This window comes from Streptomyces sp. CA-249302 (genome assembly GCF_050936785.1).
Lineage (GTDB): Bacteria > Actinomycetota > Actinomycetes > Streptomycetales > Streptomycetaceae > Streptomyces.
This window is the reverse complement of sequence record NZ_JBNJMG010000001.1, coordinates 8,791,281-8,806,511: the sequence shown is the minus strand read 5'-3', so window position 1 is coordinate 8,806,511 and position 15,231 is coordinate 8,791,281. Positions and strand designations below refer to the sequence as shown.

At 72.5% G+C, this 15,231-nt stretch carries 10 protein-coding genes; 2 read left to right on the top strand and 8 right to left on the bottom strand.

Annotation, left to right across the window (positions count from 1 at the left end):
- Positions 1-116 precede the first annotated feature (116 nt).
- Positions 117-1,496: a 4-aminobutyrate--2-oxoglutarate transaminase gene (gabT, locus tag ACQEWB_RS39710; protein ID WP_432839977.1), complete on the top strand. Its 1,380-nt coding sequence runs from the start codon at positions 117-119 to the stop codon at positions 1,494-1,496.
- Here the strand turns inward: gabT and ACQEWB_RS39705 are convergent.
- From ACQEWB_RS39705 to ACQEWB_RS39670, 8 genes are all read right to left on the bottom strand, one after another.
- A complete protein-coding gene (locus tag ACQEWB_RS39705) occupies positions 1,379-2,989 on the bottom strand; it encodes a PucR family transcriptional regulator (protein ID WP_432839975.1) in 1,611 nt (536 codons plus the stop codon). The genes gabT and ACQEWB_RS39705 overlap by 118 nt on opposite strands.
- Before the next feature lie 8 nt (positions 2,990-2,997).
- Positions 2,998-4,119, bottom strand: a complete 1,122-nt coding sequence (locus ACQEWB_RS39700) for an XdhC family protein (protein WP_432839973.1) — start codon at positions 4,117-4,119, stop codon at positions 2,998-3,000.
- Position 4,120: 1 nt separating this feature from the next.
- On the bottom strand, positions 4,121-6,535 hold the full coding sequence (locus tag ACQEWB_RS39695) for a xanthine dehydrogenase family protein molybdopterin-binding subunit (protein WP_432839971.1): 2,415 nt from the start codon (positions 6,533-6,535) through the stop codon (positions 4,121-4,123).
- A complete protein-coding gene (locus ACQEWB_RS39690) occupies positions 6,532-6,999 on the bottom strand; it encodes a (2Fe-2S)-binding protein (protein WP_432839969.1) in 468 nt (155 codons plus the stop codon). Before ACQEWB_RS39690 ends, ACQEWB_RS39695 begins: the two co-directional genes overlap by 4 nt.
- On the bottom strand, positions 6,996-7,835 hold the full coding sequence (locus ACQEWB_RS39685) for an FAD binding domain-containing protein (protein ID WP_432839967.1): 840 nt from the start codon (positions 7,833-7,835) through the stop codon (positions 6,996-6,998). Before ACQEWB_RS39685 ends, ACQEWB_RS39690 begins: the two co-directional genes overlap by 4 nt.
- A gap of 90 nt (positions 7,836-7,925) precedes the next feature.
- Positions 7,926-9,290: a purine-cytosine permease family protein gene (locus ACQEWB_RS39680; RefSeq protein WP_432839965.1), complete on the bottom strand. Its 1,365-nt coding sequence runs from the start codon at positions 9,288-9,290 to the stop codon at positions 7,926-7,928.
- A 105-nt stretch (positions 9,291-9,395) separates the two neighbouring features.
- On the bottom strand, positions 9,396-11,387 hold the full coding sequence (locus ACQEWB_RS39675; protein WP_432839963.1) for a hydantoinase B/oxoprolinase family protein: 1,992 nt from the start codon (positions 11,385-11,387) through the stop codon (positions 9,396-9,398).
- A gap of 1 nt (position 11,388) precedes the next feature.
- Positions 11,389-13,422: a hydantoinase/oxoprolinase family protein gene (locus tag ACQEWB_RS39670; protein WP_432839961.1), complete on the bottom strand. Its 2,034-nt coding sequence runs from the start codon at positions 13,420-13,422 to the stop codon at positions 11,389-11,391.
- A gap of 190 nt (positions 13,423-13,612) precedes the next feature.
- On the opposite strand from ACQEWB_RS39670, the gene ACQEWB_RS39665 reads away from it, so the two are divergent.
- A complete protein-coding gene (locus ACQEWB_RS39665; RefSeq protein WP_432839959.1) occupies positions 13,613-15,226 on the top strand; it encodes a PucR family transcriptional regulator in 1,614 nt (537 codons plus the stop codon).
- The last annotated feature ends 5 nt before the right edge of the window (positions 15,227-15,231 follow it).

Sequence of the window (15,231 nt, the reverse complement as noted above, 5' to 3'; positions counted from 1 at the left end):
GGATGTCCCGTGTCCGGGCCCACGGGCACGCCGATCTGTCCATGGCCCCGGGCCGGGGCGGGTGCTTGGCTCAGGCTCCCCAACCGTGCGCATCCCGATATCCCGGAGGACTTTCCATGCCCGGTGCATCCCGACCCGTCGGCGGTCCCGGTCTGCCGCAGGCGCGGCGGATCGTCAGCGAGATCCCCGGCCCGCGCTCGCGCGAACTGCTGGCCCGTCAGCGGACTTCGGTGCCGGCCGGGGTCGGCGCCGTGCTGCCCGTGTTCGTGGCGGCAGCGGGCGGCGGTGTGATCGTCGACGTGGACGGCAACTCGTTCATCGACTTCGGCAGCGGCATCGCCGTGACGACGGTCGGCAACTCCGCCCCGGCCGTGGTGGAGCGCGCCGCCGAGCAGCTGCGCCGGTTCACCCACACCTGTTTTCTGGTCAACCCGTACGAGTCCTACCTCGACGTGTGCGAGAGGCTCAACGAACTCTCGCCCGTTCCCGGCGAGAAGCGCACGATCCTGGTGAACTCCGGTGCCGAGGCCGTGGAGAACGCCGTCAAGATCGCGCGGGCCGCGACCGGCCGCCCCGGCATCGTCGTCTTCGACCACGCCTTCCACGGCCGCACGCTGCTGACGATGAGCCTGACGGCCAAGAACAAGCCGTACAAGCAGGGCTTCGGCCCGTTCGCGCCCGAGGTGCACCGGGCGCCCATGGCGTACCCCTACCGCTGGCCCACCGGCCCCGCCGACTGCGCCGAGGAGGCCGCGGACGCCCTGGAGGACCTGCTGGACCGGCAGGTGGGCGCGGAGAACGTGGCCGCCGTGCTGGTGGAGCCGATCCAGGGCGAGGGGGGTTTCGTCGTACCGGCTCCCGGGTTCCTGCCCCGGGTCGCGGAGATCTGCCGGGCCCGCGGCATTCTGCTGATCGTCGACGAGATCCAGGCGGGCATCGCGCGCACCGGGCGGATGTTCGCCTGCGAGTACGAGAACGTCCGGCCCGACCTGATCACCACGGCGAAGGGCCTCGCGGGCGGCCTGCCGCTGGGCGCGGTGACCGGGCGCGCCGAGCTGATGGACGCGGTGCCGGCGGGCGGCCTCGGCGGCACCTTCAGCGGCAACCCGGTGGCCTGCGAGGCCGCGCTCGGTGTCTTCGACGCGATCGAGACGGGCGGTCTGCTGGAACGGGCCCTGGAGCTCGGCGACACCATGCTCGCCCGGCTGGCCGAACTCGCCGACGCACACCCGGTGGTCGGGGATGTGCGCGGCCGGGGAGCCATGGTCGCGGTCGAGCTGGTGGAGCCGTTCGGCGACCGGGTCCCGGCCCCCGACCTGGCCGCCCGGATCGCCCGGCGCTGCCACACCGATGGACTACTGGTGCTCACGGCGGGCAGCTACGGCAACGTCCTGCGCTTCCTGCCACCGCTGTCGATCTCCGACGCGCTGCTGGACGAAGGGCTCACGATCCTCGCGGAGGCCGTCGCCAAGGAGGCCGCGTCCGCCGCCGTATGACCGGACCCCTGCCACACCGAGAGCGCCAGCAGGAGTTCGGCCCGGACATGGGCCGACTCCAGGTCCGTGTCGAGAAGGCCCTGAACACGCTCCATCCGGCTGCGCAGAGTGTGCCGGTGCACGCCCAGGACCGCCGAGGCCGCCTCCCACTGACCGTTGTGTTCGAGGAACGCCCGCAGGGAGGCGACCAGTTCGGTGCCCTGCCGGGCGTCGTACGCGGCGAGCGGGGACAGCCGGGCGGCGGCGAGCGCGTCGAGTGCCTCCCTCGCACCGGGGCTCGCGGCCAGCGTCCGCCCGGCCAGCGACTCGAAGGGGACGAGGTGGCCGGGGCAGCCGCGCGCCCGCGCCGCCGACGCGGCGTTCACGGCCTCGCGCAGAGCCGTCGGCACGTTCTCCGGAGCCTGTACGGTGCTCAGCCCGGCCCAGGTGCGGGAGCGCAGGCCTGCCAGGACGGCGTGTGCCGTCTCCGTGTGCCCGGCCGGCAAGAGGACCACCGCACACCCTTCGCGCAGGGTGCCGAACAGGGGCAGGCCGTGCCGGTCCAGTTCCGTGGCCGCCGACTCCAGGGCACGGCGCGGGTTCCCGCCCTCCACGGCCAGCACGCGTACGCCGTCCCGGACGGGGAAGCCCGCCTCGGCGAGATGGTCCACGGCAGCCGCCGCCGGGACGGCCCCGTCCAGCAGCATCCGCAGGAACATGCCGTTCACGCGGCCTTGTTCGTCGCGCAGCCGCAGGGGCTTCTCCGCCTCCAGCGCGATCAGCGAGGCCGCGTGCCCGAGCAGGAGATGGTCGACGGGCGTGAGCGGCCGGTCCGTGGCCAGGACGAGACGGCCGTGCACCCGTGGGCCGACGCGTACCTGCTGTACGGCCACCACACCGTCGGGGCCGGTGCTCACCGCCGCCGCGGCCCCGTCGGCGGGACCGAGCCGGACCGGCACGTTCGCGTCGGGCGGGTGGGACGCGCGCCTCGCACCATCCCGGTCCAGGAACAGCACGGACGTGGAAGTGGAGACGGCCAACTCCCGTACGACTGCCTGCGCACCCCCGTGCAGCGCGGCCCGGGTCATTCGGGGCTGGATCCGGGACGCCTGGACGACACCCTCGTACTGCTGCTCCGCCAGCCGCTCCATGACCGCCTTGGTGACGGCCACGAACGGTGTCGGCAGGGGCACTTCGAGGAGCGGCAGGCCCGTCTCCTCGGCCGCCTCGACCAGGGCGTCGGGCACGCGCGCGTGCGACAGTCCCACGCCGAAGCCGACGGCGGCCACCCCGGCCTTGGCCAGGTGCCGGATGTAGTCCCGCTGCTTCGGGTCCGAGGCGGGCAGCCTGAGCCCGGTCGTCAGCACGAGTTCGCCGCCACCGAGCCAGGGCACCGGGTCGGCGAGTTCGATGCTGTGGGCCCAGTCCACCTCACGGTCCAGGCCGTCATGCCCGGCCAGCACCTTCAGGCTCAGGTCCTGGCGGCGCAGGAGCCAGGTGAGTGGTACGCCCATGGTCGGCCTCACCTCGTGGGTTCGTGGATGGGACCCTCGCGTTCGGTCAGTCGCCGGGCCGTGCCGCCCCACCGTAGGGCAATCATCTCGGCCGCGATCGAGACGGCCGTCTCCTGCGGGGTCCGGGCGCCGAGGTCCAGGCCGATCGGGCTGGACACCCGGGCGATCTCCGCGTCCGTGAGGCCTCGTTCCCTCAGGCGCTCGATCCGGTCCGTGTGGGTGCGGCGGGAGCCCATCGCCCCGATGTACGCGACTTCGGGCAGGCGCAGCGCCACGTCGAGCAGGGGCACGTCGAACTTGGGGTCGTGGGTGAGCACGGCGAGGACCGTACGGCCGTCGATACGGCCCTCCTCGGCTTCGCGCGCGAGGTAGCGGTGCGGCCATTCCACGACGACCTCGTGTGCGCCGGGGAAGCGGTCGGCCGTGGCGAACACCGGGCGGGCGTCGCACACGGTGACCCGGTAGCCGAGGAAGTCGCCCAACTGCGCGACGGCGGCGGCGAAGTCGATCGCACCGAACACGATCATGCGGGGCGGCGGGGCGAGGGACTCGACGAAGACCGTCAGGTCGTCGTCGCACGGCAGGCCTTCGGCGCCGTAGGAGAGCGTGCCGGTGCGGCCGGCGGCGAGCAGGCCCCGCGCGTCTTTCTCCATGGCGCTGTCGAGGCGGTCCGAGCCCGTGCCGCCCTCGGTCCGGTCCTGCCACACGAGGAGCCGTCGGCCGAGGCGTTCGGGCGGCCCGGAGACGACTGTCGCGACGGCCACGGGGACGCCGTCCCGGACCGCCGCGGCGACCCGGCCGAACTCGGGGTAGGTGTCCGCCGAGACCTCCTCGACGAACACGTCGAGGATCCCGCCGCAGGTCAGCCCGACCGCGAAGGCGTCCTCGGCGGAGACGCCGTACCGCTCCAGGACGGGCCGTCCCTCGGCGAGGACCTGCGCACCGAGTTCGTAGACCGCGCCCTCCACGCACCCGCCCGACACGCTGCCCACGGCCTCCCCGCCCGGCCCGACCAGCATCGACGCGCCGGGCGGGCGGGGCGCGGACCGGAAGGTCGCGACGACCGTGGCACGGGCGACGCGTTCGCCGCCCGCCCACCACTTCTCCAGCGCGTCGATCACGTCCCGCACTTCAGTCCTCCCTCGTGATCCCGGCGGCGGCCTCCAGGAAGTCGGGCGGGGTCAGGACGTTGCCGCGCCAGTCGGGCACGATGTGGGCGAGTTCGACCTTGTCGAGGCCGTCGGCGAGGGCGCACACCGTGGGCGGGGTCAGCGGGATCCGGTTCATCGGCCCGCCGGTGGCGTCGGCGACCGCGCAGGCGACGGCGGCGGCCACGTTGAGGATGGGGACCTCGCCCGCGCCCTTGGCTCCGCGCGGGCCCATGGAGGGGGCGCCCTCGTAAAGGTCTACGTCGACGGCCACCGCGTCCCCGGCCAGCGGCACCCGGTACGTCTCGAACCCGGACTGGGCGACCTGGCCGTCCGCCGTGAAGGTCACCGTCTCGTGCAGGGCGTAGCCCAGGCCCTGGACGACACCACCCTGGATCTGGCCCCGGATCGCCCGGGGGTTGATGGCCCGTCCGACGTCCTGGACGACCCGGTAGGCGAGCACTCGGACGTGCCCGGTGTCGGGGTCCACGGCGACCTCGCAGTCGTGGACCGCGAACACGGGCAGGTCGACCGCCTCGATCATGTGCCCGGCCGCACAGCCGGGCAGCGCGGGCGTGCCGCGCCCGGTGAAGGATCCCGTCCCGGCCAGCGGACCCGTCAACGCCTGGGCGTGCGCGGCGACTTGGGCGAGCGTGACGGAGCGGGCGGAGTCCCCGGCCACCCGGATCGCGCCGGGTCCGATCCGGATGTCGTCGACATCGGCGCCGAGCAGGTCCGCCGCGACGCGGGCGACCTTCGCCTTCACGTCCTCGCAGGCCGCCGCGCTCGCGGCCCCGACCGACACCGTCGTACGACCGCCTCCGACACCCAGGTCGAAGCCCGCCGCGTCGGTGTCCGCCGCCCGCACCACGACGTCCTCGAAGGGGATACCGAGGGAGTCGGCGACGAGCTGCGGGATGGCCTGTTGGGTCGAGCCCGAGCCGATCTCGACGCCGGAGGTGACGAGGGTGGCGGTGCCGTCGGGGTTGACGTTCACGGTCGCGGCGGACGGGCCGACGAAGATGAACCAGGTGCCGACGGCCGTGGCGCGGCCGTACAGTTCGCCCGGCCGGGGGCGTGCGGAGGCGGGCCGGGCCGCGCGCAGGGCCCGCATGCGGTCGAGCATCGGGCCAAGGACATCGCCCTCGAACACCTGCCCCGTCGCGCCGAGATCGCCGTCGCCGAGGACCGCCCGCCGCCGGAACTCGTGCCGGTCCATGCCGATCGCGGCGCAGATCTCGTCGGTGTGCCGTTCGAGGGCGAAGGTGTTGTACGTGCCGTTGCAGGCGCGGAAGGCGCCGGTGGGGGCCGTGTTGGTGTAGACGGCCCGGCTGACCATGCGCACCGAGCCAAGCCGGTAGTTCGCGCCGAGGGTGTGCGCGGTCATGCTGGTCAGGAAGGTCTGCTCGCCGCCGTACGCTCCGCAGTCCATCAGTACGACGGCCTCCCGGCCGACGATCTCGCCGTCCCGGGTCACGGCGGAGCGCATCCAGATGTCGGCGTTCTCGCGGCTGAGCGCGGTGCGCATCTCCTCCTCGCGGCTCAGTTCCAGGCGTACGGGACGCCCGGACGCGCGGGCCAGCAGTGCGGCGACCGGCTCGATGGACAGCTCGAACTTCATGCCGAAGCCGCCGCCGACGGGCGGTACGACGACCCGGACGTCGGCCGGGCGGATGCCGAGCATCCGTGCGGTGCCGTTGCGGACGGCCCACGGGTTCTGCGTGGAGGTCTCGACGACGAGCCGGCCGTCCTCCGTCCAGACGGTGCACGCGCGCGGCTCCAGCGGGGTCTGGTTCTGCCGTCCGCTGGAGTACCTGCTCTCCACGACCACCACGTCCGCACGGGCGAACGCGGCATCGGTGTCGCCCCGGACGACGGTCGCCTCCCAGGCGACGTTCCCGCAGCGGGTGCCGCCCGCGACGAGTTCCTCGTACGACGCCCAGTCCGGGTGGATCTCGCGGGCTCCGGGGGCGAGGGCGTCGGCCATGGTCAAGTGGGCGGGCAGGGGCGTGAGTTCGACCTCGACGGCCGCCGCGGCGGCACGGGCCTGCGGGAGCGTCTCCGCCGCGACCGCAACCAGGGGCTCGCCGTGGTAGCGGACCACCCCGTCGGCGAACAGGGGGTGGTCGGCCACACCGACGCCGTAGAGACCCGGCGCGTCGGCGGCGGTGACGACGGCGTGGACGCCGGGCATGGCCCGCGCCGGGGCCGTGTCGATGCGGACGATCCGGGCGGCGGGCACGTCGGCGCGGCGGATCGCGGCGTACAGCATGCGCTTGTGGGCGCGGTCGACGGTGAACTGCGTCCAGCCGCGGATCTTGTCCTCCGCGTCACGTCGGGGGACGTCCGCGCCGACGACCGTCCCGGCGCCCGTCCGGGTCTCGGTGGGCGCGGTCACGGGGCCGCCTTCCGCGCGGCCAACAGCGCGGCCTCGACGATCCGTTCGTACCCGGTGCACCGGCAGATGTTGCCCGCCAGGTGCGCGCGTACGTCGTCCTCCGAGGGGTCGGGATCGCGGCGCAGCAGCGCCCCGATCGCCGTGGTCATGCCCGGGAAGCACATCCCGCACTGCACGGCGTCGGTGTCCTTGAACGCCTGCTGTACGGCGTCCAGCGGCTCGGCTGGTCCGACGCGGCCCTCGATCGTGCGGACGGTGGAGCCGTCGAGGAGTCCGACCGGGACCAGACAGGACGGTACGGCCTCGCCGTCGACGTCGACCTGGCAGGCTCCGCAGAAGCCCTCGCCGCACACGAGTTTCGTGCCGGTGAGGCCGAGGCGCTCGCGCAGGACGGTGGCCAGGGGGGTCATGGGCGGGTCGTCGACGGGACGGGTCTCGCCGTTCACGGTGAGGGTGACGGTCATGCGGCCCTCCGGGCGGTTTCTGGCTCCACTGCGGCGGTGACCGCCCGTGCGAGCAGGGTGGGCAGGACGCGTTCCCGGTACCAGCCGGGCGCGTCGACGCCGTCGCGGCCTCTGATGCTGCCCGCGCAGGCCACCGCGGCCTCCTTCGCCGCGGCCGGGGTCGAGGGCCGCCCCAGCAGGAGGCGTTCGGCCTCGGGCCACCTGCGTGGCACCGGCTCCACCGAGCCGACGGCGACCCGGGCCTCGCGGACCGTGCCGTCCTCCTCGGTCACGAGGGCGACGCTGACGATGGCCACGGGATAGTCACCGGCGCGGCGCAGGGGCAGGCGCGCGTGGCCGGTACGGGCGGTGGTCCGCGGCAGGACCACGCCGGTGACGAGTGAAGCGTCCCTGGAGGTGAGGTGGTCGGTGACGGATGCTTCCGTGCCGTCGGCCGCGACCACCCGTGCCTCAAGGCACAGCAGAGCAGTGACGAGGTCAGGGGCCGGGAATCGTACGGTGCTCAAGTTGCCGCCCAGCGTGGCGCGTTGGCGTATCCCGGGGTTCGCGGAGTGCGCGGCGGCCTGGTGCAGGGCGCGCAGGTCGGGGGCGGTCCGGGTCGCGTCGGCCGTCTCGGCGTGGGTGAGTCCGGCACCGAGCCGCAGCTCGGCGGTGCCGTGCTCGCGGATGCGCAGTTCCGGGAGGCCGGCGACGGCGACGTAGCCCTCCGCCCACGGCTCCGCGCGCAGCGGCGCGCGCATCACCCAGGTGCCGCCGGCGAGCGGGACGAGGGTGCCTCCCGAGAGCAGGCTCAGCGCCTCGTCGAGCGTGCGGGGCACGTGCAGTGTGCTGGTCATGTCCTCAACTCCCCTTCTGGACAAGAGGGTTCTGCGACGGAAGGCGCACCCGGCGTTGTCGGCCGCCGGGTGCGCCCGTGCCCCTGGCCCTCAGGCCGTGGTCGTGACCACGTCCGGCTCCGCCACCGGCGAGGTCTTCGTGCCGGTCACCGCGCGCAGTCCCGCGTAGACACCGGCGGCGCTGACGGCGGTGAGGATCGGCCCCCAGGTGCTCGCCCAGGCGAGACCGGTCTCCAGGACGGTCAGGCCGATCGCCGAGCCGACCACCCAGCCCGCCACGCCGGGCACGGACACCACTCCGGTCGTACGGGCCTCCGCCTCGGCGGGGTCGAGGCCCTGGCGCCGGTCCAGCGCGATGTGGGTGAGGGCGATGGCCACCCAGCCGGTGATCAGGACGCCCTGCCAGCTGAGGGCGGTGCCGATGTAGCTGAAGACGTTGGTCAGCATGATCGAGAACATGATCGCGCTGCCGACCAGGACCCACACCACCCGGGGCAGCCGCAGCCGCAGCACCGTGCGGCCGAGGATCTCCAGGTTGCTGGAGGCCAGGTAGTAGTTGGCGGTGTTGATCCGGGTCTGGCTGACGAACACCAGCAGCACGGCCCAGATACCCATGACGTGGGTGAGCGCGACCGCGACACCGCCCTCGCTGATGGTGCTGCCCGTGAAGCCGCGCAGCGCGTGCGAGAGGAAGATGCCGATCAGGCCGTTGACCAGGAAGGTCACCGTGTAGAAGACGTATCCGAAGGTCACGTTGCCGTGGAAGGCGCGGTCCTGCGGGCGGCCGAGCCGGGCGAAGTCGACCGTGTACATCATCAGGACGTACACGCCCATGTAGATGCCGAAGGCCATCAGCCAGCCGGGGCCGCCGGAGGCGAACGGGATGCCGTCCTGGGAGCCGAAGCCCGTCCACCCGGAGGGCTTGCCGGAGACCGCGGCCACGATCACGGCGGCGATCAGGCCCGCCGTGTACAGCGGCAGGAGCAGGCCGTTGAGCTTGTCGAGCCAGTTGCGGACGCCGCCGAAGACCAGCGGGGTCGCGTAGGCGACGACGACGAAGTACCAGACGTTCATCGACCAGCCGAGGCTGTCGCGGGTGTAGGCCTCCAGGGTGGCCGCGATGATCGAGCCCTCGAAGACGCCGTAGTAGAGGGCGGTTGCGGCGAAGACGAGGGTGGCGAGGGCGGAGCCGACCTTGCCGAAGAGGAGTTGGGAGAGGCGCTCGACGCCGAAGCCGGTGTCGATGGCGTACCCGGCGAGGACCTTGTTGACCACACCGTAGACGGCGACCGTGAGGAGGAGGCCGATGAGGGTGTTGACGAAGCCGACGTAGGACGCGACCAGTCCGGCGATGTAGAGGTAGAACATCGCGGAGACCAGCGACCACCAGCCCATCATCAGGGACAGGCGGGGAATTCTGCCGGTGGGTGAGCTTTCGGTGGGTGCAGCGGGCATGGCTGATCCTTCTCCGTTCCGGGGGTGGAGGACGTGCAGGGTGTGCGGCGGGGGGCGGTAAGCGGGATCCGTGCGGGGAAGTGGGCCCCGGGACCGGGGACTTGGTCACGCCCAGTGGGCGAGGGCGCGGTCGCGCAGGGTGGCGCGGAACTGTTCGGTGGTCTCGTGCAGGAGTTCGCCGGTGCCCCAGTCGACGATGACGCCGTAGCGGCGGATCATGTCGAGCATGTCGACCTCACCGGCGCGGTAGGCCTTGGCCAGTTCCCCGGCGTCCTGCACCAGCCAGCCGGCGCGTGAGGCCGCGATCTCGGTGCGCAGGGTGTCGGTGGCCTCCTGGTCGAGTTCGTACTCGTCCAGTTCCGGGCGTACGGGGCGGATCACCACGCCGTAGTCCTTGGCGGCACGTTCGAGGGAGACGTAGCCGTCGATGACGTCCTCGACGACGAGTGCGGGATCGCGTCGCAGCGGGTCGCCGTAGCCGCCGCCACCGGCCGAGGGGCGGGTGAAGGTGTCGCCGGACTCCACGGCGACGTTGGAGAAGACGCTGCCGAGGAAGCGCTCGTCCTCGGTGCCCTTGTTGAGCCAGACGCCGTGCGGGACGGACGGCAGGCCGCCCTCGATGCCCCAGGTGATGGAGCGGGCGCGGTCGCAGCAGTACGACATCACGGTCTTCTCGGCGTCGGTGAGCAGGCCGCCCTTCTCCACTCCGCAGCCGCCCCGGTACATCCCCGGGCCGCCGGAGTCGGGGTTGATGGTGTGGGTGGTGGTGATCACGGGGCACAGCCGCTCCTGGCCCTCCAGTGGCTGCACCGCGAGGCCGGGCCCGAACACCGGGGAGGTGGCGTTGGAGCCGTCCTTGGAGCGCCGGCCGCCCCAGCCGCCGGCCATCCAGTCGTACCACATGAAGTACGGCCGCTCCTCGGACCGGCCGTCACGGCCGCCGACCAGGAGGTATTCGAGGTTGAACGAGCAGGCCATGGCCCGCTCGGGCATGATCCGCGACCAGATCTCGATGATCGCGTTCATCAGCTTCTCGTAGGCGCCGGAACAGAACCCGGTGACGGCGATGGGCCAGCCGGCGTTCACCACCGATCCCTCGGGGCCGAGGTCGCCGAGGACCACGCGGTAGAAGCCGGAGTTGAGGGGGACGTCGGGGAAGAAGGTCTTCGTGCCCGCGTAGAGCGCCGAATACGTGGCGCCGTAACCGCTGTTGAGGAAGGTGGCGACGGCGGGGGCGCTGCCCGACAGGTCGTAGGTGACCGTGCCGCCCTCGATGGTCATCTTCACCCGGACCGGGACGAGGGCCTCCGTGCTGCCGGGGTCGGCGTCGAGGTGGTCGACGGCCTCCCAGGTGCCGTCGGGCAGGTCGCTGACCTTGCTGCGGACCAAGTCCTCGACGTAGTCCTGGACTTCGGCCATCGCGGCGACGATGGTGTCCTTGCCGTAGCGGTCGACGAGGCGCAGCAGCTCGCGCTCGCACACCGCGGTCGCCTCGGACTGGGCGTGCAGGTCGCCGAGGCCGACGAACGGGGAGCGGGTGTTCTGCACGATCAGCTGGGCGACGTCGTGGCGGAAGACGCCCCGGTCCCAGACCTTCAGCGCGGGGATGCGCAGGCCCTCCCCGAAGTGCTCCTTGGCGGTGACGTCGAAGGAGCCGGGGACGGTGCCGCCGACGTCGGCCCAGTGGCCCTTGTTCTGCGCGAACCCGATGATCTCGGCGCCGACGAAGATCGGCCGGATGAAGCTGATGTCGTTGAAGTGGGTGCCGCCGCGGTAGGGGTCGTTGATGGCGAAGACGTCACCGGGGTTGATGTCGTCGCCGAAGTACTCGATGACGGCCTTGCACTGGAAGTGCAGGGTGCCGACGTGCACCGCGATGTCCTGGCTGCCCTGCATGACGGTGTTGCCCTGCGCGTCGCACAGCGCGGAGGAGAAGTCGCGGCAGTAGATGACGAACGAGTAGCAGGTGCGCAGGATCTGCTCGCTCATCAGGTCGACCGAGGTGGCGAAGGCGTTCTTCAGGACCTCGAAGGTGACCGGGTCGAGCGTCCGCTCGTGGTGGACGACGGGGTGCGGTGGCTGCTCGGTGGTGCTCACGTCAGGCCTCCTGGAGGTGGATGCGGATGTTCAGCCAGGCGTCGATCTCGGCCTCGGAGCGGGGCGGTACGACGGTCGTGGAGTCCAGCTGCTCGACGATGACCGGGCCTTGGAGGCGGGTGCCGGCCGGGAGGTCGTCGCGGCGGTGGATGCCGGTCTCGACCCAGCCGGTGTCGGGGAACCAGACCTGCCGGGTCGACACCGGCTCGGGGGCCGGGCCGTCGGCGGGGTCGTGGGTGGCGAACGCGGGCTTCGGTGTGACGCCGGTCGCCTGGAGCCCCAACTGGTAGATCTCGACCGGGGTGTCGTCGCGGCGGAAGGCGAACTCCCGCTCGTGCTCCTCGTGGAACCGCTCCACCGCCTCCGCGAGCGCGCCGGGACCCGCACCGCAGGTGACGACGAGCGAGCGCCACTGGCCCTGGTAGCGCATGGAGGCGTTGCGCTGGAGCACCGCGTGCTCGGGCGCGACGCCCTCGTGGGCCAGGCGCTGCGAGGCCTCCCGCTCCAGTTCCTGGAAGCCGCGCTCGAACTCCTCCTCGTCGGCCTGGTGCGCCAGGCAGGAGAACATCGCGGACAGGTCGTGCCGGATGTCGACGAGGAGACAGCCGAGCGCGGAGGTGACGCCGGGGTTCGGCGGGACGATCACCGTCGGGATGCTGAGCTGGCGGGCCACCTCGGCGCCGTGCAGGGCGCCCGCGCCGCCGAACGCGACGAGCGCGAAGTCCCGGGGGTCGTAGCCGCGCCGGATGGAGACCAGCCGGACCGCGTCGGCCATGTTGGCGTTGGCCACCTCGACGATCGCGCCCGCGGCCTCGGCGAGTTCGAGGCCGAGCGGCTCGGCGATCTTCTTCACGGCCTTCTCCGCCAGTTCGGGCTGGAGCGACTTGGCGCCGCCCGCGAGGCTGGTGCCGAGCCTGCCCAGGTAGAGGTTGGCGTCGGTGTTGGTGGCCTCCTCTCCGCCCGCCGCGTAGCAGGCGGGGCCGGGGGTGGCGCCGGCCGACTGGGGGCCGTTGCGCAGCGAGTCCGCCTCGTCGATCCAGGCCAGCGAGCCGCCCCCGGCGCCGATGGTGAGCACCTCGATGCTGGGGAAGATGATCGGGTAGCCGTACTCGACGGCCCACTCCTTGGTGGTGCGCAGCTCGCCCTCGTGGACCAGGCAGATGTCGGTGCTGGTGCCGCCCATGTCGAGCCCGATCGCGTTCGGGTACCCGCACTGCGCGGCCACGTGCCGGGCCGCGATCGCCCCGGCCGCGATGCCGGAGGCGGCGAGGCGGACGGGGAACCGGCCCACCATGCGCGGGGTCATCGAGCCGCCGCCCGAGTGCAGCAGGAGCAGGTCGCCGCCGTAGCCGCCCGCGCCCAGCCGGTCGGCCAGGCGGTCGACGTAGCCGGTGACCAGCGGGGCGAGGACGGCGTTGGCGACGGTGGTGTTGAAGCGCTCGTACTCGAAGATCTCGGGGAGGATCGCCGCCGACGTGGACACGCTCGCCTCGGGCAGTTCCTCGGCGATGATCTGGGCCATCCGCTGTTCGTGGGCGCCGTTGGCGTAGGAGTTGACGAAGCAGACGGCGACCGTGGTCACCCCGCGCAGGGCCAGCAGGCGGGCGAGCTGGCGGGCCTCGTCCTCGTCGAGCGGAGTGACGATCCGGCCCTCGGCGTCGATGCGCTCGGAGACCTCGAAGCGGTCGCGGCGCCGGATGTAGGGGCGGGCGACGTCGGAGTAGGCGTCCCAGAGGTCGTCCTTCGTGCCGTCGCGGATCTCCAGCACGTCCCGGAAGCCCCGGGTCGTGACCATGGCGGCGGCCGGGAAGCGGCGGGTGATCAGCGCGTTGGTCGCGACGGTCGTGCCGTGCGAGAAGAGGCTGACGTCGGCGAGGTCGATGCCGGCCCGCTCGACTCCGGCGACGACCGCGCGCATCGGGTCGGCCGGGGTGGACGGGACCTTGGTCACGCGGGTCGCGTGTGCCTCCTCGTCGAAGACAAAGACGTCGGTGAAGGTGCCGCCGACATCGACGGCCACACGAAGTTTCGGCACAAGTGCTCCTGATGCTTCTGATGCTCCGGATGTGGTAAGCGCCGCGATTGCGGATTGGAGAACAGAATGGGGGAGCCTGGGGTGCGGGTCGACGTGCGATATACCAAGTTGGCGGCTCGATCTTGTGCTCCAGCACAAAATTTGGTTCGCTTCGCCCGTGCCACCGGCCCGAAACATCACCGTGCGACGCTTGCTCGCGGAGCGTCATCTCGGCCTCAAGACCGTCACCGAGGGTGACCTCGACCGCCGTGTCCGTGGTGCCCACTCGATGGAGATCGAGGGCGCCGGGCAGTGGCTGCGCCGGGACTGGCTGATGCTGACCACGGGCCTGCGTTTCGTGGGCCTGCCGGACGCCGACCTGCACCAGGCCACGCTGGTGGAGGAGCTCGTCCGGTGCGAGGCAGCAGCGCTGCTGTTCGGGGTGGGCGTCCACTTCAAGGAGGTCCCGCCCGCCCTGCGCGAGGCCGCCGAGGCCGCCGGACTGAACCTGCTGACGGTGGACCCGTCGGTGCCGTTCCTCCAGATCGAGCAGCACGTCTACGAGTCCGAGCTGTCCTCGGACGCCCACACCCTGCGCCAGCGCCTACGCATCCAGGAGGACCTGCTGGACGCGCTCGCCGCCGACCAGCCGGTCAAGGCCCTGGTGCACCGGATCGGCGCGCTCACCCACGGCGCGGCCATCCTCTACGAGGAGTCGGGGCGCGTGGTCGAATCCACCGGCCAGGGGCCGACGGTGCTGATCTGGAGCGCGGTGCGCGCGGGCAGCAGCGGGGGCGGGCGACAGGGCTTCACCGTCGGGCGCTGGCATGTGACGGCGCGGCCGGTGGCCCTGCGCGGGGTCGGCTACTGGATCGCCATCGCCTCGCGCCGCGAGCAGGTCATCGACGAACTCGGCCAGCCCATCCTGGACGCCACCCAGAAACTCCTTGGCGCGATGCGGGGGCTGCGCGCCCTGACGGCGGCCCAGTCCGTGACCGAGGCCGCCGAGATCCTCCGTACGATCCGCTCCGGCATGACCCCCGACACGGCCAGCCGCGTCTGGGACCGGCTGCGCTCGTTCCGCTTCGAGCGGGAACGGGCGATGCGGGCGTTCGTGGCCACCCCGAAGGGGGGTGAGGGCGCGTCGTCCACCGACTCCCCCGCGCCGACGCAACCCGACCGCCGGGACGTCGTCCTGGAACTCGCCCAGACCTACGGCCTGCCGCTCGTCCTGGAGGCCGACGAGACGGGCGGCTTCAGCGGGCTCGCCGGGGACCGTGTCGTCCTCGACGACTGGCTGCGGGAAGCGGCGCGCACCCACCACGTCGGCCTGAGCGAGCCGTTCGACGACCTCCATCTCGCCCGCGCGCGGACCAGGGACGCCGAACGGGCGCTCAGGGTGGCGCTGCGCCGTCGGCACTCCGCCGTCAAGGCGGGCACCACCGAGGAGAGCGAACGGCCGGGATCGGTCCTGCGGTTCGAGGACGTCGACCTGGTGACCTGGCTGCTCGCCAGCCGCTCCCCCGACGCCGTCACGGCCAAGGCCCGCCAGCAGCTCGGCGACCTGCTGGCCCGGGAGGACCTCACCGCGACGGTGGCCGCCTACCTGACCTGCAACCAGGACGTACGCGCCACCGCCCAGGCGATGTTCCTGCACCCCAACTCGGTGCGCTACCGCCTGCACCGCGTCGAGGAACTGCTCGGCGCGCCCATCACGTCGGCGGTCGTGGTCGCCAACCTCTACCTCGCCCTCCACGACCGGCTGGCGGAACCGCACCAGGGCGGACGGGACGACGACGGACCGTCCGGAGTCGAATCCGCGTAGGAAGG